This is a genomic window from Bradyrhizobium sp. WSM2793, from assembly GCF_000379585.1.
Lineage (GTDB): Bacteria > Pseudomonadota > Alphaproteobacteria > Rhizobiales > Xanthobacteraceae > Bradyrhizobium.
The window spans coordinates 198,797-219,910 of record NZ_KB902846.1; the positions used below are offsets into that span (position 1 = coordinate 198,797).

Annotated in this window: 19 protein-coding genes; 13 read left to right on the plus strand and 6 right to left on the minus strand. The window is 66.0% G+C overall.

Annotation, left to right across the window (positions count from 1 at the left end; all coding sequences use genetic code 11):
* Positions 1-82: 82 nt before the first annotated feature.
* The 4 genes from A3AS_RS0141655 (at position 83) to A3AS_RS0141670 (ending at position 4,455) form a co-directional block, all read left to right on the plus strand.
* Positions 83-1,249, plus strand: coding sequence for a PA0069 family radical SAM protein (locus tag A3AS_RS0141655; protein ID WP_018323341.1), 1,167 nt, complete (start codon positions 83-85; stop codon positions 1,247-1,249).
* Positions 1,250-1,273: 24 nt separating this feature from the next.
* A complete protein-coding gene (locus A3AS_RS0141660; protein WP_018323342.1) occupies positions 1,274-1,729 on the plus strand; it encodes a VOC family protein in 456 nt (151 codons plus the stop codon).
* Between the two features lie 73 nt (positions 1,730-1,802).
* The gene (locus A3AS_RS0141665; protein ID WP_026202913.1) at positions 1,803-2,660 is read left to right on the plus strand and encodes a ribonuclease HII; all 858 of its coding nucleotides are present in this window, start codon (positions 1,803-1,805) and stop codon (positions 2,658-2,660) included.
* A gap of 286 nt (positions 2,661-2,946) precedes the next feature.
* The gene (locus tag A3AS_RS0141670; protein ID WP_018323344.1) at positions 2,947-4,455 is read left to right on the plus strand and encodes a glycosyltransferase family 39 protein; all 1,509 of its coding nucleotides are present in this window, start codon (positions 2,947-2,949) and stop codon (positions 4,453-4,455) included.
* A 145-nt stretch (positions 4,456-4,600) separates the two neighbouring features.
* Here the strand turns inward: A3AS_RS0141670 and A3AS_RS0141675 are convergent, their stop codons facing one another.
* Complete coding sequence (locus tag A3AS_RS0141675; protein WP_018323345.1) at positions 4,601-5,407, minus strand: uracil-DNA glycosylase family protein; 807 nt, start codon at positions 5,405-5,407, stop codon at positions 4,601-4,603.
* A 146-nt stretch (positions 5,408-5,553) separates the two neighbouring features.
* On the opposite strand from A3AS_RS0141675, the gene A3AS_RS0141680 reads away from it, so the two are divergent.
* From A3AS_RS0141680 to A3AS_RS0141690, 3 genes are all read left to right on the plus strand, one after another.
* On the plus strand, positions 5,554-7,215 hold the full coding sequence (locus A3AS_RS0141680; RefSeq protein WP_018323346.1) for an electron transfer flavoprotein-ubiquinone oxidoreductase: 1,662 nt from the start codon (positions 5,554-5,556) through the stop codon (positions 7,213-7,215).
* Positions 7,216-7,511: 296 nt separating this feature from the next.
* Entirely contained in the window at positions 7,512-9,308 is a 1,797-nt protein-coding gene (locus A3AS_RS0141685; RefSeq protein ID WP_018323347.1) for a tetratricopeptide repeat protein, read from the plus strand.
* Between the two features lie 106 nt (positions 9,309-9,414).
* Positions 9,415-10,299 carry a 4-(cytidine 5'-diphospho)-2-C-methyl-D-erythritol kinase gene (locus A3AS_RS0141690; RefSeq protein WP_026202914.1) on the plus strand — a complete coding sequence of 295 codons (885 nt, stop codon included), beginning with the start codon at positions 9,415-9,417 and terminating at the stop codon, positions 10,297-10,299.
* Between the two features lie 123 nt (positions 10,300-10,422).
* Here the strand turns inward: A3AS_RS0141690 and A3AS_RS0141695 are convergent, their stop codons facing one another.
* The 5 genes from A3AS_RS0141695 to A3AS_RS0141715 all read right to left on the minus strand — a co-directional run bounded on the left by A3AS_RS0141695 (position 10,423) and on the right by A3AS_RS0141715 (position 15,209).
* The gene (locus A3AS_RS0141695) at positions 10,423-11,295 is read right to left on the minus strand and encodes an alpha/beta fold hydrolase (RefSeq protein ID WP_018323349.1); all 873 of its coding nucleotides are present in this window, start codon (positions 11,293-11,295) and stop codon (positions 10,423-10,425) included.
* A 7-nt stretch (positions 11,296-11,302) separates the two neighbouring features.
* Positions 11,303-11,935 carry a LysE family translocator gene (locus A3AS_RS0141700; RefSeq protein WP_018323350.1) on the minus strand — a complete coding sequence of 211 codons (633 nt, stop codon included), beginning with the start codon at positions 11,933-11,935 and terminating at the stop codon, positions 11,303-11,305.
* 60 nt (positions 11,936-11,995) lie between these two features.
* Positions 11,996-13,258, minus strand: a complete 1,263-nt coding sequence (gene fabF / locus A3AS_RS0141705; protein WP_018323351.1) for a beta-ketoacyl-ACP synthase II — start codon at positions 13,256-13,258, stop codon at positions 11,996-11,998.
* Between the two features lies 1 nt (position 13,259).
* Positions 13,260-13,775 carry a helix-turn-helix domain-containing protein gene (locus A3AS_RS0141710; RefSeq protein WP_018323352.1) on the minus strand — a complete coding sequence of 172 codons (516 nt, stop codon included), beginning with the start codon at positions 13,773-13,775 and terminating at the stop codon, positions 13,260-13,262.
* Between the two features lie 426 nt (positions 13,776-14,201).
* Positions 14,202-15,209, minus strand: a complete 1,008-nt coding sequence (locus A3AS_RS0141715) for a polyprenyl synthetase family protein (protein WP_026202916.1) — start codon at positions 15,207-15,209, stop codon at positions 14,202-14,204.
* Positions 15,210-15,344: 135 nt separating this feature from the next.
* Between A3AS_RS0141715 and A3AS_RS0141720 the strand changes: the two genes are divergently transcribed.
* The 6 genes from A3AS_RS0141720 (at position 15,345) to glyS (ending at position 21,017) form a co-directional block, all read left to right on the plus strand.
* Entirely contained in the window at positions 15,345-15,572 is a 228-nt protein-coding gene (locus A3AS_RS0141720; protein ID WP_018323354.1) for a DUF2007 domain-containing protein, read from the plus strand.
* Positions 15,565-16,329, plus strand: a complete 765-nt coding sequence (locus A3AS_RS0141725) for a tRNA1(Val) (adenine(37)-N6)-methyltransferase (RefSeq protein WP_026202917.1) — start codon at positions 15,565-15,567, stop codon at positions 16,327-16,329. Before A3AS_RS0141720 ends, A3AS_RS0141725 begins: the two co-directional genes overlap by 8 nt.
* Before the next feature lie 214 nt (positions 16,330-16,543).
* Complete coding sequence (locus A3AS_RS0141735; RefSeq protein WP_018323355.1) at positions 16,544-17,452, plus strand: S49 family peptidase; 909 nt, start codon at positions 16,544-16,546, stop codon at positions 17,450-17,452.
* Positions 17,453-17,557: 105 nt separating this feature from the next.
* On the plus strand, positions 17,558-17,749 hold the full coding sequence (locus A3AS_RS0141740) for a hypothetical protein (RefSeq protein ID WP_008131462.1): 192 nt from the start codon (positions 17,558-17,560) through the stop codon (positions 17,747-17,749).
* 233 nt (positions 17,750-17,982) lie between these two features.
* Entirely contained in the window at positions 17,983-18,918 is a 936-nt protein-coding gene (locus A3AS_RS0141745; protein WP_018323356.1) for a glycine--tRNA ligase subunit alpha, read from the plus strand.
* Positions 18,918-21,017 carry a glycine--tRNA ligase subunit beta gene (gene glyS / locus A3AS_RS0141750; protein ID WP_018323357.1) on the plus strand — a complete coding sequence of 700 codons (2,100 nt, stop codon included), beginning with the start codon at positions 18,918-18,920 and terminating at the stop codon, positions 21,015-21,017. The genes A3AS_RS0141745 and glyS overlap by 1 nt, the downstream gene beginning before the upstream one ends.
* The last annotated feature ends 97 nt before the right edge of the window (positions 21,018-21,114 follow it).

Genomic DNA, 21,114 nt, shown 5'->3' on the forward strand with positions numbered 1-21,114 from the left:
GGGCGGCTACTTTGCATGGGGTTGTTTTCCCATTTTTTGTTTGTGTTCTTGATTTGTTCCGTTGTCGTGCTATCTTGGCTTCATGAGTCCAGCAGCATCCTGTCATGCTCTCAAACACCCGCCGGTCAAGGCGCCCTCCGAGCCGGCGAGTGTGGACTCTGACTTTCCAGAGCTTGGCGTCGCCATCGACCGCGCACGCAGGCGAGGGCGGGGGGCACAGTCGAATGCCAGCGGCCGCTATGAGGCCGAGGCGCGCGTCGCCTTCGACGACGGCTGGCAGAGCCTGGAAGAGCTGCCGCCGTTCAAGACCATTGTCGGGGTCGACACCTCGCGCAAGGTGATCACCCGCAACGATTCCCCCGATATCGGCTTCGACCGCTCGATCAATCCCTATCGCGGCTGCGAGCATGGCTGCGTCTACTGCTTCGCGCGGCCGACCCATGCCTATCTCGGCCTGTCGCCCGGGCTCGACTTCGAGTCAAAGCTGTTCGTCAAGCCCGAGGCGCCGGCGCTGCTGGAGAAAGAGCTCGCCGCGACTGGCTATGAGCCCCGGATGATCGCGATCGGCACCAACACCGATCCCTATCAGCCGATCGAGCGCGAGCGCAAAATCATGCGCGGCATCCTCGAGGTTCTCGAGGGTGCCGGCCATCCCGTCGGCATCGTCACCAAGTCGGCGCTGGTGGTGCGCGACATCGATATTCTCGCGCGGATGGCCAAGCGCAACCTCGCCAAGGTCGCGATCTCCGTCACCTCGCTCGATCCGAAGCTCGCGCGCACCATGGAGCCGCGCGCCTCGACGCCGCCGAAGCGGCTGGAGGCGCTGAAGCAGCTCTCGGACGCCGGCATTCCCACCACGGTGATGGTTGCGCCCGTGATCCCCGCGCTGAACGATTCCGAGATCGAGCGCATCCTCGATGCTGCCGCCCATGCCGGCGTCAAGGAAGCCTCCTATGTGCTGCTGCGGCTGCCGCTGGAGGTGCGCGATCTCTTCCGCGAATGGCTAATGGCGAACTATCCCGACCGCTATCGCCACGTCTTCACGCTGATCCGCGACATGCGCGGCGGCCGCGACTACGATGCGAAATGGGGCGAACGGATGAAGGGCACCGGACCAATGGCCTGGACCATCGGCCGCCGCTTCGAGATCGCCTGCGACAGGCTCGGCCTCAACAAACGGCGCTCCAAGCTGACGACCGATCACTTTGCGCGGCCGAAGCGGAACGGCGATCAGCTCAGCCTGTTCTGATCGGGGAAGTGGAAGAGGCGTCGCATGGTCAAGGAACTTCACCCGCCGGTGCCGCGGCTCACTGTCATCACGCTTGGCGTCAGCGATATCCGTGCCAGCATCGCTTTTTACGACGCGCTCGGTTTTGCGCGCCGGCTAAAGGCGACCGGCGAGGCCGTCGCTTTCTACGATACCGGTGGCCCGGTGCTCGCGCTGTATCCCTGGGATCAGCTCTCGGCCGACGCGACGTTGCCGGACCGGCCGAGGCCATCGACCTTCCGCGGCATCACCATCGCCTGGAACTGTCGGACCCGAGAGGAGGTCGATGCGGTGCTGGCCTTTGCCCTCGGCAGGGGGGCAAAGCTGGTGAAGGCCGCGCACGAGACCCATTATGGCGGCTATTCCGGTTATTTTGCCGATCCCGACGGCCATCCCTGGGAGGTCGTGGTCGCACCCGGCATCGAGGTCGGCGAGGACCGGCGGGTGCATCTGGCGGAATAGGGCGGCCTGAATAACGGGAATTGCGCGGGGTTCCCGGTTGCGCCGGCCGGGCCGCTTGCGCACGATCCCCGCCATGATTCGGGACAAGTCCGCCAAGACACCGGCCAAAGACGCGCCAAAGAAGGACGCTGCGAAGAAGGCAGCGCCCGCCAAGGCCGGCAAAGCGCCTGCGACCAAAACAACGACCGTTCCCGCAGGCAAGAAAGGCATCATCGCGGTCGCACCGCCGAGCTTCCGGCGCGAGCGCGCGCTGATCAAGCGCGGCGTCTGGCCGGTCGCCGGCTGCGACGAAGCCGGCCGCGGACCGCTCGCCGGCCCCGTGGTAGCCGCGGCCGTGATTCTCGACCCCGACCGGATTCCGCGCGGCATTGACGATTCCAAGCGCCTGACCGCCGAGGAACGCGAAAAACTGTTCGACAAGATCTGCGCCACCGCCCAGGTCTCGGTCGCCGTCGCCTCGCCCTCGCGAATCGACCGCGACAATATATTGCGCGCCTCATTGTGGGCGCTGAAGCGCGCCGTGGTGGCACTGCCGGAGGCGCCGAGGCACGTCTTCGTCGACGGCCGCGACCGGCTCGACACTCCTTGCGATTGCGAAGCCGTGATCGGCGGCGATGGCATCGTGCTGTCGATCGCGGCGGCCTCCATCATCGCCAAGGTGACGCGCGACCGCCTGATGTGCGCGCTGGCGCAGGACTGCCCAGGCTACGGCTTCGAGCAGCACAAGGGCTACGCCGTCCCCGAGCACCTCGACGCGCTCGACCGTCTCGGCCCCTCGGTCCATCACCGCCGCTTCTTCGCCCCGGTTGCGGCGGCGCGTGCCAAGCACATGCCGTGGACCGTCGAGCCGGTGCAGGATCTGTTTACGGTGACGGAGGTCGAGGTGCCGGTGGAAGCCAGCGTGGAGATCGACGCGTCGGCGGGTCTCTAACGGCTCTCTCCGCTGCCCTCTTCGCCTCTCCCGCGTGCGGGGAGAGGCCGCTTCCATCCGAGATGGGATGCGGGTGAGGGGCAGCCTCCGCGAGTCCATCTGTCACAGTGATTACCGACGCAGCCCCTCACCCCGACCCTCCCAGCGCGAGCGAAGCTCGTCGCGCCCCGTAAGAACGGGGAGAGGGAGCACACCGTCGTTGCCACGACGCGTGACGCCCCTTATCAAAGTGTTTGTGAGCGAATAGGGCCGGCTGGACGGGTTGGCTGCATCTTTCGGACGTTGCATGCGGTTTACCTCCCTGGTCATCGAGCTCATTCGCGCCCGGCCGCGGCTGATCGTCTGGATCGCCGTGCTGCTGCAGGCCGCGATGTGGCTGTTCGTGGCGCTGGTGTTCTACCGCAGCCCGCCCGGCAGCCTCGCGACGCTCCTGGCTTTCGGACGTGAATACCAGGTCGGCACCGATCTCGGTCCGCCCTTGCCGGTCTGGCTCGCCGACATCGCCTATCGCGCCGCCGGCGGCCACATGTTCGGCGTCTATGTGCTGGCCGAGCTCTGCGAGATCGCGACGTTCATTGCGCTCTATCATCTCTCCCGCGCCGTGGTCGGCTCGCAGCAGGCAGTGCTCGCGGTGCTCTTGACCATGACGGTGCTCGCCTTCTCCTCGTCGGCGCTCGACTTCGGCCCGCTTGTCCTGGCCCGGCCGCTGTGGGCGCTGCTGCTGCTGCACTCCTGGCAGATCATCGGCCAGCGCCGCGGCAATGCCTGGTTCGCCTGGTCGATCGAGGCCGGTCTCCTGCTGCTGACGACGCCCGCGGCCATCTTCCTGCTGCTGCTGCTTGTCGTCTTCGCAGTCTCGACCACCGGCGGCCGCCGGACGCTGCGCGCGCTCGATCCGCTGTTCGCGCTTGTTGTCGTCGCGGTGCTGGCGCTGCCCTATGCGGTCTGGCTGATGCGTGCCGAGACGCTGGTGATGCCGGCCTTGCCGCCAGTTGCGGAGCTGAATGCCCGCGCCCTGCATGCGGCCTGGCTGTTCGGCGGCCTTGTGCTCGGGGCCGCCGCGATCCCGGCGCTGACCTTCCTCAACGCCGGCCTGTTCGCCGGCAAGGGCGAGGAGCCGCCGATCATCTATCGGCCGCCGGTCGAGCCGTTGGGGCGCAACTTCGTCTATTTCTTCGCGCTGGCGCCCGCGCTGGGCGCGGTGCTGATCTCCGGCCTGCTCGGGCTCGAATCCGTCGTCGGCGGCGCCGGCGTCGTGCTGGTTGTGTCCGGGCTTGCCGTGGTGGTCGCAGCCGGCGATCTCATCGCGATGCGCCGTGCGCGGATGCTGCGGACGGTCTGGGCCGCCGCCGTCGTGGCGCCGGCCGTCGGCGTCGTGCTCGCCGTCCTGCTGCTGCCCTGGACCGGCACGAACGAGATCGCGACCTCGATGCCGGCGCGCGCGATCTCGGACTTCTTCGACGAGAGCTTTGCCCGCCGCACCAACCATCGCCTGCGTGCGGTGGCCGGCGAGACGCAGCTTGCGAGCCTGATCACGCTGCATTCCGGCCGGCCGCATCTATTCATCGATGCCGACCCTGCGCGCACACCGTGGATCAACCAGGCAAAATTCAGCGAGACCGGCGGCGTCGTGGTCTGGCGCGCCTCCGATACCGCCGGCACGCCGCCGCCGGACATCCTCAAGCGCTTTCCCGGCATCGTCCCGGAGGTGCCGCGCGCCTTCGAATGGCTGGTGACCGGTCGTCAGCAGCTCCTGCGCGTCGGCTGGGCCATCGTGCGGCCGAAGGGGACGTGAGCCGCACGCGTTGTTACGGACGCTGAAATCGTTGGGTGGGCAAAGGCGCAAAGCGCCGTGCCCACGTTAAAGGCGGTGGGCACGCTTCGCTTTGCCCACCCTACGAGAGCTGCGTGCCGCACCGCGTCCGGGACACGCGAGCTCGCTAGCCCGCCAGCACCTTGGCGATCGCGCGCAGATCCTGCCAGGCCAGCCGCTTGTAGGACGGCGAGCGGAGCAGATAGGCCGGATGGAACGTCGGCAGCGCGCGGATGGGGCGCCCGCCGGCGTCGTAGTCGAACCAGCGCCCGCGGGTGCGCATGATGCCTTCGCGCGTTCCGAGCAGCGTCTGCGTCGAGGGATTGCCGAGCGTCACCAGCACGTCGGGATTCACCAGCTCGATCTGGCGCTGGATGAAGGGCAGGCAGATCTGCGTCTCCTGCGGCGTCGGCGTGCGGTTGCCGGGCGGCCGCCACGGAATCACGTTGGCGATGTAGGCCGTGCTGCGGTTGAGCCCGATCGCGCCGATCATGAGATCGAGCAGCTTGCCGCTGCGCCCGACGAAGGGTAGCCCCTCGATGTCCTCGTCGCGGCCCGGCGCCTCGCCGACGAACATGATACGCGCCTGCGGATTGCCGTCGGCAAATACCAGCCGCGTCGCAGTGTGTTTCAGCGCGCAGCCCTCGAAGCTCTGCATCAGCTCGCGCAGCGCTTCCAGCGTCGGCGCAGTGCGCGCGGCCTCGCGTGCGGAGGCAATTGCGATGTCCGGCGCCGGTGCGGCCTCGCCGCGCATGGCCGCGGGGGCGGCGACAGGACGAGGTGCCTCGACCGGAGGCGCCACGCGCGGGGCCGGCGGCGGCGCATCCAATTCCGCCAGGCGGTCGATCGGTTCCTCCGCGAGCGCGCAATCGACACCGGCCTCCAGATAGAAGGCGAGAAGCTCGCGGACGGTGGGTGCGGGTTCGGGTATCATGGGAAAGTCTGACTTATTAGTTCAGTTTAGGGCGCCTTGCACCCCCTTGCACCCCGGCGAAACGCATTTCCGAGGTTGTCCTACCCGGAAAAATCGGAAACAAGAGGGCGCAAATGACCAAGGACCGTCTCAAGGGCTGAGATCAGATGAGCACCGAAGAACTTCCCCCGCGCGAATCCATGGAATTCGACGTCGTCATCGTCGGCGCCGGCCCCTCGGGCCTGTCGGCCGCGATCCGGCTGAAGCAGCTCAATGCCGATCTCAACGTCGTCGTGGTGGAGAAGGGCTCCGAGGTCGGCGCGCACATTCTCTCCGGCGCCGTGATCGACCCCGCAGGGCTCGACAAGCTGATCCCGGACTGGCGCGAGGATTCCGACTGCCCGCTGAAGACCCAGGTGAAGGACGACCGCTTCTACTGGATGACGGGCGGCGGCGCGATCAAGCTGCCGAACTTCATGATGCCGCCGCTGATGGACAATCATCACTGCTACATCGGCTCGCTCGGCAATGTCTGCCGCTGGCTGGCGCGCAAGGCTGAAGCGCTGGGCGTCGAGATCTATCCGGGCTTTGCTGCGGCCGAGGTGCTCTATGACGACGCCGGCAACGTCAAGGGCATTGCCACCGGCGACATGGGCATCGGCCGGGACGGCAAGCCGAAGGACTCCTTCACCCGTGGCATGGAGTTGCTCGGCAAGTACACGCTGTTCGCCGAAGGCGCCCGCGGCAGCCTGACCAAGCAGCTCATCGCCAAGTTCGCGCTCGATGCCAAGAGCGAGCCGGCGAAGTTCGGCATCGGCCTCAAGGAAGTCTGGCAGATCGATCCCGCCAAGCACCAGAAGGGCATGATCCAGCATTCCTTCGGCTGGCCGCTCGATCTGAAGACCGGCGGCGGCTCGTTCCTCTATCATTACGACGACAACCTCGTCGCCGTCGGCTTCGTCGTGCATCTCAACTACGACGATCCGTACCTGTCGCCGTTCGACGAATTCCAGCGCTTCAAGACCCATCCTTCGATCCGCGGCACCTTTGAAGGCGGCAAGCGTCTCGCCTATGGCGCGCGCGCCATTACCGAGGGCGGTTACCAGTCGGTGCCGAAACTCAGCTTCCCCGGCGGCGCGCTGATTGGCTGCGCGGCCGGCTTCGTCAACGTGCCGCGCATCAAGGGCGTGCACAATGCGATGGGCACCGGCATGCTCGCGGCCGAGCATGTCGCGGCGGCGCTGGCCGCCGATCGCGCCAATGACGAGCTCGTCGAATACGAGAATGCGTGGCGCTCGTCGTCGGTCGGCAAGGATCTGTTCCTGGTCCGCAACGTCAAGCCGCTGTGGTCGAAGTTCGGCACCGTGCTCGGCGTCGCGCTGGGCGGCTTCGACATGTGGTGCAACACGCTGTTCGGCGTTTCGCTGTTCGGCACCCAGGCGCACGCCAAGCCCGATCGCGCCACGCTCGATCCGGCCAAGAGCCACGCGCCCAAGAACTACCCGAAGCCGGACGGCAAGATCTCCTTCGACAAGCTGTCCTCGGTGTTCCTGTCCAACACCAACCATGAGGAGGACCAGCCGGTCCATCTCAAGGTTACCGACATGAACCTGCAGAAGACCTCCGAGCACGACGTGTTCGCCGGTCCCTCGAATCGTTATTGCCCGGCCGGCGTCTATGAATGGGTCGAGGAAGGCACGAGCCCGCGCTTCCAGATCAACGCCCAGAACTGCGTTCACTGCAAAACCTGCGACGTGAAGGACCCCAACGGTAACATCACCTGGGTTCCCCCCGAGGGCGGCGGCGGTCCGAACTATGAGGCGATGTAAGAGCCGGCCGAGCACAAGGACCTGATCACGAGGGTGATCCGGCGCACGTTCGCGTGAGGACACCGCTGCGGCCACCGGTCGCGGCCACGATAAGGCCATACTGGCAGCGTCTTGGGACCGCTCTTGGCCGATTTAAGGCGTGCGGAGGGGATCGCCCGGCCCGAATCCTTGCGGCGAAGCGCCAAAAGCGGCATTGTCCGCCGGACGGTTCCGGGTCCCGATGCCACCGGCCGCGTTCGCATGCGATACGGCCCTCTGCTGCAAACCCAGGCACTACCAACTCAAGGCGAGCCCTGATGTTCTCAAATCGTTTCAACCGCTGGACTGTTGCCGCCATCGCCCTCATGGGCACAGCGATCGCGACCGTCCCCGGCAGGGTCCTGGCGCAGACGCCGGATCATCCGTCCGACACGGCGGCACAGTTTCCGACCCGAAACGATCTGAAGTCGCTCACCACCGCCGGCAGCTATCTCGCTGCCCGCCACGCCAGCGTCGAGCGCGACGCCGCCTCCGCCGCCGCCTTCTACCGCTCGGCGCTGCGCACCGATCCCAAGAACAACGAGCTGCTCGACCGCGCCTTCATCTCGTCGGTCGCCGACGGCGACATCGACGAAGCCGTCAAGCTCGCCGAGCGCATCCTCACCATCGACAAGACCAACCGCGTCGCGCGTCTCGTCGTCGGCGTGCATGATCTCAAGGTGAAGAAGTACGCGGCCGCGCAGACCAACATCAACCAGTCGATCCGCGGTCCGATCACCGATCTCGTCGCCACGTTGCTGTCGGGGTGGGCTGCCTATGGCGCGGGTGATGCCAAGGGCGGTGTCGCCACCATCGACAAGCTGGCAGGTCCCGAATGGTACCCGCTGTTCAAGGACCTTCACGCCGGCATGATCCTCGAGCTCTCCGGCAAGGAGAAAGACGCCGGCACCCGCTTCGAGCGCGCCTACAAGCTCGACGATTCCATGCTGCGCGTGACCGAGGCCTATGCGCGCTGGCTGTCGCGCAACAAGGATTCCGCCGCCGCGACCACCGTTTACCAGGCCTTCGACAAGAAGCTCGCGCGCCATCCGCTGATCCAGGAAGGCCTGCGCGAGACCAAGGCCGGCAAGAAAATGCCGCCGCTGGTCGATTCCGCCCAGGCCGGCGCCGCCGAAGCGCTCTACGGCATCGGCGCCACGCTGACCCGCCGCGGCGGCGAGGATCTGGCGCTGGTCTATCTCCAGCTCTCGCTCTACCTCCAGCCGACCCATCCGCTGGCGCTGCTCTCGCTGGCCGATCTCTACGAGTCCGTGAAGCGGCCGCAGATGGCGATCAAGGTCTATGAGCGCGTGCCGTCGACCTCGCCGCTCAAGCGCAATGCGCAGATCCAGCTTGCCATCGATCTGGATTCCGCCGACCGCACCGACGAGGCGATCAAGATCCTCAAGGGCGTTACATCGGAGGATGCCAAGGACCTCGAAGCGATCATGGCGCTCGGCAACATCGAGCGCGGCCGCAAGAGGTTCGGCGACTGCGGCGCGACCTATTCGCTAGGCGTCGACGTGCTGCCGCCCGGCAACGACAAGGCCAACAGCGTCTGGTACTATTATCGTGGTATCTGCGAGGAGCGCTCCAAGCAGTGGGCCAAGGCCGAGGCCGACATGAAGAAGGCGCTCGAGCTCCAGCCCGACCAGCCGCATGTTCTCAACTATCTCGGCTATTCCTGGATCGACCAGGGCGTGAACCTCGACGAAGGCATGAAGATGATCAAGCGCGCCGTCGAGCAGCGTCCCGACGACGGCTACATCGTCGACTCCCTCGGCTGGGCCTATTACCGCATCGGCAATTATGAGGAAGCGGTGAAGAACCTCGAGCGCGCGATCGACCTCAAGCCCGAGGATCCCACCATCAACGACCATCTCGGCGATGCCTATTGGCGGGTCGGCCGCACGCTGGAAGCCAAATTCCAGTGGTCGCACGCGCGCGATCTCAAGCCCGAGCCGGAAGAGCTGCCGAAGATCGAGGCCAAGATCGCCAATGGCCTCGCCGACGACAATTCGAACTCTTCGGCCGCGCAGGCGGAAAAGAAGAAGGACGACGGCAAGGGCGGCTAGGCTTGCGCATGATCCGGACCCGAAGGGCCGCGCTAGCGCAAATCGTGTAGCGGTTTTCCGACAAGATCATGCGCGACAAGGAACTGAAGTTGGGGGCGTGTCGCCGATGCCGGCGTTGATTGAAGAAGGACGGGCGAAGGTCAATCTCAGCCTTCGTGTCGTGGGCCGTCGTGCCGACGGCTATCATGATCTCGAAAGTGTGGTCGCGTTTGCCGACTGCGCCGATCGGCTGACGTTGGAGCCGGGCGGCGAGCTGAAGCTCGCCACCACCGGACCGCTTGCCGCAGCCTGCGGCGATACCGCGGACAATCTCGTCTTCAAGGCGGCCAAGCTGCTGGCCGAGGCGGTGCCGAACCTGAAGCTCGGCGCCTTCGCGCTCGACAAGGTGCTGCCGGTTGCCGCCGGCATCGGCGGCGGTTCGGCGGATGCTGCAGCCGCGCTGAGGCTCCTGGCGCGCCTCAACAATCTGTCGCTCGACGATCCGCGCCTGCAGAAGGTCGCGCTCGCGACCGGCGCGGATGTGCCGGTGTGCCTGCTCTCGCGCGCCTGCGACATGACCGGCGTCGGCGAGCAGCTGCTGCCGCTCGCACTGCCGAGCATGCCCTGCGTGATGGTCAACCCGCGCGTGCCTGTGGCCACCAAGGATGTTTTCCAGCAGCTGGGCCTGCGCAACGGCGAGCTCCTGGTCGGCGCCACCTCGGTTCTGGGAGCTCCGGCGTGGCCGGAGGAGGGCGGGTCGATCGCCGATTGGGTCGACGTTCTCGAAACCGTCGCCAACGATCTCGAAGCGCCTGCGCTGCGGATCGAACCTGTCATCGGTAACGTGCTGGAGGCTTTACGCGGCTCCGCCGGCGTCAAGCTCGCCCGCATGTCCGGCTCGGGCGCGACATGCTTTGCGATCTACGGCTCGCCCACCGACACCCATGCCGCGGCCGAAAAGATCCGGCGCGATCATCCCGGCTGGTGGGTGCATGCGGGGACATTGAGCTGAGTCTCTCTCCGGGGACGGTGCCGTAGGGTGGGCAAAGGCGCTTTTGCGCCGTGCCCACCATCTTTCCGATACGGAGACGGATGCGTGGGCACGCTTCGCTTTGCCCACCCTACGGCACTCGAGCTAGCCGCTGCTCTCGCCGAGCCCAAGAAACCACCGGATCTCGCTCAGCACCTCGTCCGGCTTGTCGTGCTGCAGCCAGTGTCCCGCGCCGGCAATGGTCTCGACGCGCGCTTGCGGGAAGTAACGCTCCAGGCCTGCGGCCCTGGCGCCGGTAAGAAAACTTTCGCCGGCATTGAGCAGCAGCGTCGGGCAGGCGATGCGCGACCACAGCGCGACGTGATCGTCCGGCCAGAGCCGGTGCGGCGCGCTAGCGCGCTGATGGGGATCGAACTTCCAGCTATAGGTGCCGTCCTCGTTCTGCCGTGCGCCGTGGGTGGCGAGATGCAGCGCGAGGTCACGGGACAGGCGCTTGTTGTGAAGCACCATCTGTGCGGCCGCGTCTTCGAGGGTCGCATAGCGGCGCGGCGTGCGGTCATGCAGCCTGTCGAGCTGGGTCACCCATTTGCCGATGCGCTCATGTGCCGGCGGCTTCGGCGAGTCAGGCAGCATGGTCACGCCGTCGAGCACGACCAGCTTCGAGACCTGCTCGGGAAACGACCCTGTAAAGATCAGGCTCACCATGCCGCCCATCGAATGTCCGACGAGGGTCACCTGAGGCGCTGCGATGGTGCGGATGAGCTGGGTGAGATCGTAGACATACTCGGTCAGCGCGTAGCTGCCGCCGCGGGTCCAGTCGGAATCGCCATGGCCGCGCAGGTCGGGCGCCACCACGTGAAAATGCGGCTGCAGCGATCGGGCGATGACGTCCCAACTCCGGCAGTGATCGCGGCCGCCATGGACCAGGATCAGAGGCGGCGCGCCCTCATTGCCCCAATCGGCGTAATGCAGCCGCAGGCCATGGGACTCGTAGAAGCGGCTTTGCGGGGTGAGCATCGGGGCGCTATCCATTCACAGGCCGCCGCACCAATGCCAGCGACAGGCCGAGGCCTGCAATGAAGACGCCGGAGCCCTGCGTGAGACGCCGCATCAGATGCGGTCGTCCAATCAGCTGGTTGCGTGTCGCGGAGGCCATCAGCACCACGATGACGTCGGCGAGGGTGTTCAACGCCACCGAGATCGCGCCGAGCAGGATGAATTGCAGCGTGGGGCTCGATGCCGCGGGATCGAGGAATTGCGGAATGAAGGCGAGGAAAAACGCGGCGGTCTTCGGGTTCAGCGCCTCGACCAGCACGCCGTCGCGGAACGCGCGCTTGTCGCCGAAGGCTTCTCCCTCGAGCGACAGTGTGCGGCCGGCGCTGCGGAAAGTCTTGATGCCGAGCCAGACCAGGTAGAGCGCGCCGACGAATTTGACGGCGGCGAACAATTCGGCGCTGGCGAGAATGATTGCGGAGATGCCAAGGCTGCCCGCGACGACATGAACCAGCCCGCCCAGCGCCGTGCCTGCGGTCGATGCGAAGCCGCTGGCGCGTCCCTCCGACAAGGTCCGTGCCGCGACGTAGAAGATGCCGGGGCCGGGAACGGCGGCAATGAGACAGGCTGCGGCCAGGAACAGCCAGAAATTCGTTTCGATCATCCTGTTTTGGTAACGGAGCGGGCCGCGATTGCAAGTCTTCTGGGCGCGGGGGGCTCTCGTTTAGCCCGTGCGGCGGAAGATCACGCTGGCATTGACCCCGCCGAAGCCGAAGCCATTGGAGATCGCGTGTTGCATCGGCATCGGCCGCGCGCTGCCGGCGACGATGTCGATGCCATCAGCGCCCGCATCGGGGTTTTCGAGATTGAGCGTCGGCGGCGCGATTTGGTCGCGCAAAGCGAGCACGGTGAAGATCGCCTCGAGGCCGCCGGCGGCGCCGAGCAGATGGCCGGTGGCCGATTTGGTCGCGCTGACGGCGATGCCGCGGTTGCGGCCGAACAGCGCCGCGATCGCGCCAAGCTCGCTCTCATCGCCGGCGGGCGTCGATGTCGCGTGGGCGTTGAGGTGCTGCAGATCCGCCGGCGCAAGGCTCGCCTGCCGGAGCGCGATCTCCATGGCGCGCCGCGCGCCGTCGCCGTCGGGCGGGCCTGATGTCATGTGGTAGGCGTCCGCCGTCGTGCCGTATCCGATCAACTCTGCGATCGGCGTGGCGCCGCGCGCGAGCGCATGTTCCAGATCCTCGATCACAAGAATGCCGGCGCCTTCGCCCATGACAAAGCCGTCGCGGTCGCGATCGAACGGGCGTGAGGCGCGCGCCGGCTCCTCGTTGAACCCGCTCGACAGCGCGCGGGCTGCCGCAAAGCCGCCGAGGCTGACGATGTCGATGCAGGCCTCCGCGCCGCCGCAGATCGCGATGTCGACTTCGCCTGATCGAATCATGCGCGCGGCATCGCCGATCGCCTGCACGCCGGCGGCGCACGCGGTGACCGGTGTGCCCAGCGCGCCCTTGTAGCCGTATTTGATCGAGACGTGGCCGGCGGCGAGATTGGCCAGGAAGGAGGGGATCGTGAACGGCGACAGCCGGCGCACGCCGCGCTGCTCGGTGATGCGCACCGCCTCCGCCATCGCAGGGAAACCGCCGACGCCGGAGGCGATGATCGTCGCGGTGCGCTCCAGCGCGGCAGCGTCCTGCGGCGTCCATTTCGCCTGCGCGATCGCCTCGGCGGCCGCGAGCAGCGCGAACAGGATGAACCGATCCATCTTGCGCTGGTCTTTTGGCGCGGCGGCCTGCGCGGGATCGAAGCCGCCCTCGGCATCGTCGGCCTTGTCGGGCACGAGTCCGGCAATGCGCGCCGGCAGCGCCTGCGCCCATTCGGGCAGAGGGCGCAGTCCGCTGTGGCCGGCGAGCAGCCGGCGCCATAAGGTTTCGACACCGCAGCCGAGCGGCGATACCGCGCCCATTCCCGTCACGACGATCCGACGCATATTACTCTCCAGCCGGCGCGACGGCCGGGTTCATGGCCTTGAGTGAAGCGATCCGCTTGCGCATGCCGCGGCTGGCGCGGGGACCGGCGACGACGATCGTATTGGCGAGTGTGATCGGCTGCATGTCGGCAGCGTCGACCACGACCGGATTGAACGGGCGAGCGTCGCTTCGGTTCGCCAGCACGATGGATTCGCCTTTGGGCGCGAGATGCTTGTTGCCGAAGGCGAGCAGCGTAGCGATCACCGGGAAGAAATCCCGCGCCTTGTCAGTCAGAACGTATTCGTAACGCGGCGGCCGCTCCTGATAACGGCGGCGCACGAACATGCCTGATGCGGTGAGATGGGCAAGCCGCCGCGACAGGATGTTCGGCGCAATGCCGAGGCTTTGCGAGAACTCGTCGAATTTCGTCGCACCCTGAAACGCATCTCGCAGGATCAGGATGCTCCACCATTCACCGACCGTCTCCACGGCACGGCCGACCGGGCATTCCAGGATCGAGGGGGATTTGGGCTGCATGGCGGGAAAGTAGGAGAGTCACTTGCAAAAAGCAAGTGACTGGGGTGGACCACATGAGCGCTGACGGAGGCGGGCCGCACATCCGCAAAAAGCTGTCACTGTAATTTGAAATGCGAATTGGCGAATGCCGGCTTCGCACCATACTCCGTCATTGCGAGCGCAGCGAAGCAATCCAGGCTGTCTTCGCGGAGGGCTTCTGGATTGTTTCGCTGCGCTCGCAATGACGGTGTTGGCGCAGCTGGGACCTATCTCACCGGTGTCGTCCCGGCGAACGCCGGGACCCATAACCACAGGGGGTGGTTTGGCGAAGATTGGTTATTATGGGTACTCGCACCGACACTGTGTCGATAGATCACGCGGTGGGTCCCGGCGTTCGCCGGGACGACACCGAGTGTTTCGCTAGCGGTGCGCCGAAACTCAAAAAGCCTAATGCGACCGCGCCAGACAGAACGCCACCACCTGCTCCAGCGCGCTCTTCATCGGGGAGGACGGGAACAGCGCCAGCGCGTCCACGGCCATGGCGCCGTAGTGCTGGGCGCGGCTGAGCGTATCTTCCAGCGCGCGGTGCTTGTTCATCAGCCCGATGGCGTGATCGAGATCGCTGTCGCCAATCTCGCCGCGCTCCAGCGCGCGAATCCAGAAGGCGCGCTCGGTGTCGTTGCCGCGGCGGAAGGCGAGCACGACGGGCAGGGTGATCTTGCCCTCGCGGAAATCGTCGCCGGTGTTCTTGCCGAGCTTTGCGCTCTTGCCGCCATAGTCGAGCACGTCGTCGACGAGCTGGAAGGCGATGCCGAGATTCATGCCGACCGAGCGGCAGGCGGTCTGCTCGGCCTTGGGACGGTTGGCGATGACGGGGCCGACCTCGCAGGCCGCCGCGAACAGCTCGGCGGTCTTGCCGCGGATCACGGCGAGATATTCGTCCTCGGTAGTCGCTGTGTTCTTGGCGGCGGCCAGCTGCATCACCTCGCCCTCGGCGATGGTGGCGGCGGCCGCAGAGAGGATGTCGAGCGCGCGGAGCGAGCCGACCTCGACCATCATGCGGAAGGCCTGGCCGAGCAGGAAGTCGCCGACCAGCACGCTCGCCTCGTTGCCCCAGAGCATGCGGGCCGACAGCTTGCCGCGGCGCATCTCGCTCTCGTCGACGACGTCGTCGTGCAGCAGCGTGGCGGTATGCATGAACTCGACCGAGGCGGCGAGCTTGATATGGCCGTCGCCGGTGTAGCCGGCGAGGTTGGCCATGGCGAGCGTCAGCATCGGCCGCAGCCGCTTGCCGCCGGAGGAGATCAGATGGTTGGCGACCTCCGGGATCATGGTCACGTCCGAACCGGTCCGCGACAGGATCGTGGCGTTGACGCGCTCCATATCAGGGGCGACAAGGGCAACCAGCTCTTCGATCGACGCGCCGGGAGTTTCGAAAGGTACGATGACGGCCACGCCGGTCTCCAATATTTGCCCCGGAGGGGCTATTCTGACGGAAAGACAATAGAAACTGGCGGCGGATGCGGCAAGGCCCGCGGAACCATTGACATTTGCCGCTTTAGCCCCCTTTCAGGCAAGGAAACTTGCGTTTTGCGTGAACTGGTTCGGACCAACGATATGGTGCTGGTGTCGGCGATCGGCGCGCTGCTCGACGGCGCCAACATCCATCATCTGGTGCTGGACCAGAACATGAGCATCATCGAGGGCTCGCTCGGCATTTTGCCGCGGCGGATCCTGGTTCATGAGGACGACGCCCAGGAGGCGAGGGAGCTCCTCACCGAAGCCGGCCTCAGCCACGAACTGCGCGGCGATGAGTGAGGCCGCAGATATTACCGAGGACGCTTTTCTCGGCGGGCAGTTGCGCCTGAGGCAGAAGCGGAGCGGCCACAGAGCCGGGCACGACGCCATTCTGCTTGCGGCGGCGACGGAGGCCCGTCCCGGGGACCGCGTGGTCGATTTCGGCGCCGGGATCGGCACGGCCGGGCTGGCGCTGGCCCGGCGCGTCGCTGGTATCGGGCTGAGCCTGGTCGAGATCGATCCGGAGCTGGCCGAGCTCGCGCGCGCCAATGCAGCCGCGAATGCGCTTGCCGCCGAGACCGTCGTGCTCGATGTCACCGCCGACGCCACGGCCTTTGCGGCAAACGGGCTGTCGCCCGACAGCGTCGACGCGGTGCTGATGAATCCGCCCTTCAACCATCCGGCCCGGCATCGTGGCTCGCCGGACCAGGCGCGTCACACCGCGCATGTGGCGACCGAGGAGACCCTGCATGCCTGGGTGCATGCAGCGCGGCGCATCCTCCGATCGAATGGTGTGCTGACATTGATCTGGCGCGCAGATGGCATCGCCGATGTCCTGGCGGCGCTGTCACGCGGCTTCGGCAGCCTTTCGATCCTGCCGGTTCACGGGGAGGCGGGGCGGCCTGCGATCCGCGTGCTGGTGCGTGCGGTCAAAGGCGGCCGGGCTCCGACGCGATTGCTGCCGGGCCTCATGCTCAACGACGAGTCGGGCGCGTCCAAAAAAGAGGTGACGGAGATTCTGGAGGGGAGAGCGGCCTTGCCGCTGGTGGAACCGTGACGGCTTACTGCGGAAGCGATTCCGGCTGCTGCTCTTGCGGGGACGTCAAGCGGATCGCCATGAACAGCGCACCGACCAGCAGCATCAGCAGATAGATTTTCATGGTGTTCTCCGCTGCCCCATTGCAGCCTCCCGACGGGAAATCTGCAAAACACGTTCCAGGCACTTCCAATGACAGTCGCGTGATAAGAAATGGTTAATCAGAGGTAACGGCATGGCCGAACAATTGAAAGATCGTGAGAGTTCCGGCCTGGCCGACAAGCTCATGCAATGTCTGCCGGCGCGTTTCCGCCCGGGCACGGCTGTCGTGCCGGTGGTGCGGCTGTCCGGCGTGATCGGCGCGGTGACGCCGCTGCGCCCGGGCATGACGCTCGCAGGCGTCGCGCGGGTGCTGGAGCGTGCGTTCTCATATCGGCACGCCAAGGCGGTGGCGCTGGTGATCAACTCGCCCGGCGGCTCACCGGTGCAGTCGCGCCAGATCTATCTGCGCATCAAGCAGCTCGCGGCGGAGAAGAAGCTGCCGGTGCTCGTGTTCGTCGAGGACGTTGCGGCCTCCGGCGGCTACATGATCGCCTGCGCCGGCGACGAGATCATCTGCGATCCCTCGTCGATCCTCGGCTCGATCGGCGTGGTCGGCGGCAGCTTCGGTTTCCAGGAGGCGATCAAGCGGCTCGGCATCGAGCGGCGCCTCTATACGGCCGGCGCGCACAAGGCGATGCTCGATCCTTTCCTCCCCGAGAACCCCGACGATGTCGCCAAGCTGAAGGCGCTCCAGCGCGAGATCCATCAGATCTTCATTTCCCTGGTGAAGGAGAGCCGCGGCGCGCGCCTCAAGGGCGCGGACGACGCCCTGTTCACGGGCGAATACTGGGCCGGCGAGAGTTCGATCGCGCTAGGGCTCGCCGACAGCATCGGCGATCTCCGCTCAACTCTTCGTGCCCGCTACGGCGAGAAGGTTCTCACCCCCGTGATCGCGCAGCCGACCGGGCTGCTCTCCGGCATTCTGGGCCGCAAATCGCCCGGCGCGGGGCAGCTTTCGGCCATGGAATCAATGGCCGGCCTGCCGGACGATCTGATCTCGGCGCTTGAGACGCGGGCGATCTGGGCGAAATTCGGGTTCTAGGCGCAGCCCTCCCGCGCCATTTGGCCTCTTGGCGTGCCGATTGCGGCGCAGCCCTGTCTGCGCAACAATATGCGTGGGGGCTGAGCACTAGACGAGGATCGACAGATGCCGCCGTTCGTCGCTTTCGCGGGCGTCCTGGGTGGGCTTGCCGTGGTCCGCTGGGCCTACAAGACCGCTGTCCGGATCAATCAGGAGCTGGAGGAGATGCGCCTGTCGCGTGTCGCCGAGGCCGCCCATATGGGGAACATCCAGACGCTGAAACGTGACCCGGTGACCGGAGCTTACCGGCCGGGGTAGCGCTCTCAACACGTAAGGTGCCGTAGGGTGGGCAAAGCGAAGCGTGCCCACGACAGCACCTCAATCCTGGAAAGATGGTGGGCACGGCGCAAGCGCGCCTTTGCCCACCCTACGGCACCTCCCGGGGATGAGGCCTGATTGGCCCGAATCCGCCCCCTTTGCCTTGATTCCCACCCCCGCCGTCGATACGGTCCCGCGCGATTCAAAACCCCCCGCGAGAGCCTGATCTGACGATGGACGCCTCATTGCCCGCCCATATGCGCCCGGAACGCTCGTTCCAGGGCTTCATCCTCGCGCTCCAGCGGTTCTGGGCCGAGCAGGGCTGCGTGATCCTGCAGCCCTACGACATGGAGATGGGCGCGGGTACCTTCCATCCGGCGACCACGCTGCGCGCGCTCGGGCCAAAGCCCTGGAACGCGGCCTATGTGCAGCCCTCGCGCCGTCCCAAGGACGGCCGCTACGGCGAGAACCCGAACCGGATGCAGCACTATTACCAGTTCCAGGTGATCATGAAGCCGTCGCCGCCGAACCTTCAGGAGCTGTACCTGAAGTCGCTCGCCGCAATCGGCATCGATTCCGCCGTGCACGACATCCGCTTCGTCGAGGACGATTGGGAGAGCCCGACGCTGGGCGCCTGGGGCCTTGGCTGGGAGTGCTGGTGCGACGGCATGGAAGTCAGCCAGTTCACTTACTTCCAGCAGGTCGCAGGTTTTGAGTGCGCCCCGGTCGCGGGCGAGCTCACCTACGGGCTCGAGCGTCTTGCGATGTATGTGCAGGGCGTCGACCGCGTCTACGACCTCAACTTCAACGGCCGCGAGGGCGATGCCAAGGTTACCTATGGCGACGTCTTTCTGCAGGCCGAGCGCGAATATTCGAAGCACAACTTCGAAGTTGCCGACACTGCGATGCTGTTCGAGCAGTTCAAGATGGCGGAAGCGGCCTGCCGGAAATATCTCGACGCCGGCTGGAAGGACGACAAGCGCGAGGCGCATCTGATGGCGCTGCCAGCCTATGACCAGTGCATCAAGGCGAGCCACGTCTTCAACCTCCTGGACGCGCGCGGCGTGATTTCGGTGACGGAGCGGCAGAGCTACATTCTGCGCGTGCGCGAATTGGCAAAAGCCTGCGGCGAGGCCTGGATCCATACTGAAGCGGGCGGAGCGGCCTGATGCCCGAACTTTTGCTTGAACTGTTCTCGGAAGAGATTCCCGCGCGCATGCAGGCTAAGGCGGCCGACGATCTGCGTCGCCTGGTCACCGACAAGCTCGTTGCCGAAGGCTTGGTGTACGAGGGCGCGAAAGCGTTCGCGACGCCGCGCCGCCTTGCGCTCACCGTGCACGGAATCCCCGCGCGCCAGCCTGACCTCAAGACCGAACGCCGCGGGCCCAAAGTCGGCGCGCCCGAGGCGGCCGTGCAGGGTTTTCTGAAGGCGACGGGATTGAAGTCGCTGGATGAAGCAAAAATCCAGCGCGACCCCAAGGGTGATTTCTACATCGGATTGATCGAGAAGCCCGGCCGCGACGCGATCGACGTGCTCGCGGAAATCCTGCCCGTCATCATCCGCACCTTCCCCTGGCCGAAATCGATGCGCTGGGGCGCGCGATCGGGCAAGCCGGGATCGCTGAGCTGGGTGCGCCCGCTGCACGCGATCACTGCAACCTTCGGGCTTGAGACGGAAGAGCCTGATGTCGTGAAGTTCGAGGTGGACGGCATCGCGACCGGCCAGACCACCTACGGCCATCGCTTCATGGCGCCGGATGCGATTTCCGTGCGCCGTTTTGAAGACTACGAAGCGAAGTTGAAAGCCGCAAAGGTCATCCTCGATCCGCAGGCGCGCAAGGACATCATCTTCGCCGACGCCAAGGAGCTGACCTTCGCACAAGGCTTCGAGCTGGTTGAGGATCAGGTGCTGCTCGACGAGGTCTCGGGCCTCGTCGAATGGCCCGTTGTCATGATGGGATCGTTCGAAGCGGAATATCTCGCCATCCCGGACGAGGTGATCCGCGCCACCATCCGCAACAACCAGAAGTGCTTTGTGGTCAAGGATCCCAAGACCGGGAAGCTGACCAACAAGTTCGTCCTCACCGCCAATATCGAGGCGACCGATGGCGGCAAGGTCATCGTATCAGGCAACGAGCGCGTGATCCGTCCGCGCCTGTCGGATGCGAAGTTTTTCTACGAGACCGACCTGAAGACGAAGCTCGAGGATCGGCTGCCGAAGTTCGAGCAGATCGTGTTCCATGAGAAGCTCGGCACCCAGGCCGCGCGCATCGGTCGCATCGAGAGGCTCGCCGCCGAGATCGCGCCGCTGGTCGGTGCCGACGTGGCGAAGGCGACGCGCGCCGCGCATCTGGCCAAGGCGGATCTGCTGACCGAAGTCGTCGGCGAATTCCCTGAAGTGCAGGGGCTGATGGGCAAGTACTACGCGCTGGCGCAGGGCGAGGATGCCTCCGTCGCCGCGGCGTGCGAGGAGCACTACAAGCCGCAAGGGCCCACCGATCGCGTGCCGACCGATCCGGTGAGCGTCGCGGTGGCTTTGGCGGACAAGATCGATACGCTCGTTGGCTTCTGGGCGATCGACGAAAAGCCGACGGGGAGCAAGGACCCGTATGCGCTGCGTCGTGCAGCGCTGGGCGTGATCAGGCTGATCGCCGAAAACGGCCTGCGGCTCTCGCTCACGAAGGTTGCGGCTTCCGCACTTGCTGGCTTGTTGGTGAAGCCTGCCGATGCCACGAGGCTTCCGAGCGATCTGCTCGCCTTCTTCGCCGACCGCCTCAAGGTCCAGCTCCGCGAGCAGGGCGCGCGGCATGATCTTGTCGACGCCGTGTTCGCGCTCGGCGGTCAGGACGATCTCCTGATGATCGTCCGCCGGGTCGAGGCGCTGGGAAAATTCCTGGAGAGCGACGACGGCAAGAACCTGCTCGCCGGCACCAAGCGCGCCAGCAACATCCTCTCGATCGAGGAGAAGAAGGACAAGCGCAGCTTCGACGGTGCGCCCGATGCTGCGCTTTATGGTCTGGCCGAGGAGAAGGCGCTGGCAAAGGCGATCGGCGAAGTGCAGGCGGAGGCCAGCGCCGCCGTTGCCAAGGAGGATTTTGCCGCCGCGATGAGCGCGATGGCAAAGCTGCGTCCGCCGGTCGATGCGTTCTTCGACAAGGTTCGCGTCAACGACGACGATGCGAAGGTGCGCGAGAACCGCCTCAAGCTGCTGAACGAGATCCGCAGCGCCACGCGTGCGGTGGCGGATTTCTCGAAGATCCAGGATTGAGGCCGCGGTCGCGCGGCAAACACCGCTGTCATTCCGGGGCGCGCGTAGCGCGAGCTATGGTGCGCAATTGCGCACCTGAGAATCTCGAGGTTCCGGG

Coding starts and splice junctions, on each gene's coding strand:
- A3AS_RS0141655 (WP_018323341.1), top strand. CDS start 83: ATGAGTCCAGCAGCATCCTGTCATGCTCTCAAACACCCGCCGGTCAAG.
- A3AS_RS0141660 (WP_018323342.1), top strand. CDS start 1,274: ATGGTCAAGGAACTTCACCCGCCGGTGCCGCGGCTCACTGTCATCACG.
- A3AS_RS0141665 (WP_026202913.1), top strand. CDS start 1,803: ATGATTCGGGACAAGTCCGCCAAGACACCGGCCAAAGACGCGCCAAAG.
- A3AS_RS0141670 (WP_018323344.1), top strand. CDS start 2,947: ATGCGGTTTACCTCCCTGGTCATCGAGCTCATTCGCGCCCGGCCGCGG.
- A3AS_RS0141675 (WP_018323345.1), bottom strand. CDS start 5,407: ATGATACCCGAACCCGCACCCACCGTCCGCGAGCTTCTCGCCTTCTAT.
- A3AS_RS0141680 (WP_018323346.1), top strand. CDS start 5,554: ATGAGCACCGAAGAACTTCCCCCGCGCGAATCCATGGAATTCGACGTC.
- A3AS_RS0141685 (WP_018323347.1), top strand. CDS start 7,512: ATGTTCTCAAATCGTTTCAACCGCTGGACTGTTGCCGCCATCGCCCTC.
- A3AS_RS0141690 (WP_026202914.1), top strand. CDS start 9,415: ATGCCGGCGTTGATTGAAGAAGGACGGGCGAAGGTCAATCTCAGCCTT.
- A3AS_RS0141695 (WP_018323349.1), bottom strand. CDS start 11,295: ATGCTCACCCCGCAAAGCCGCTTCTACGAGTCCCATGGCCTGCGGCTG.
- A3AS_RS0141700 (WP_018323350.1), bottom strand. CDS start 11,935: ATGATCGAAACGAATTTCTGGCTGTTCCTGGCCGCAGCCTGTCTCATT.
- fabF (WP_018323351.1), bottom strand. CDS start 13,258: ATGCGTCGGATCGTCGTGACGGGAATGGGCGCGGTATCGCCGCTCGGC.
- A3AS_RS0141710 (WP_018323352.1), bottom strand. CDS start 13,775: ATGCAGCCCAAATCCCCCTCGATCCTGGAATGCCCGGTCGGCCGTGCC.
- A3AS_RS0141725 (WP_026202917.1), top strand. CDS start 15,565: ATGAGTGAGGCCGCAGATATTACCGAGGACGCTTTTCTCGGCGGGCAG.
- A3AS_RS0141735 (WP_018323355.1), top strand. CDS start 16,544: ATGGCCGAACAATTGAAAGATCGTGAGAGTTCCGGCCTGGCCGACAAG.
- A3AS_RS0141740 (WP_008131462.1), top strand. CDS start 17,558: ATGCCGCCGTTCGTCGCTTTCGCGGGCGTCCTGGGTGGGCTTGCCGTG.
- A3AS_RS0141745 (WP_018323356.1), top strand. CDS start 17,983: ATGGACGCCTCATTGCCCGCCCATATGCGCCCGGAACGCTCGTTCCAG.
- glyS (WP_018323357.1), top strand. CDS start 18,918: ATGCCCGAACTTTTGCTTGAACTGTTCTCGGAAGAGATTCCCGCGCGC.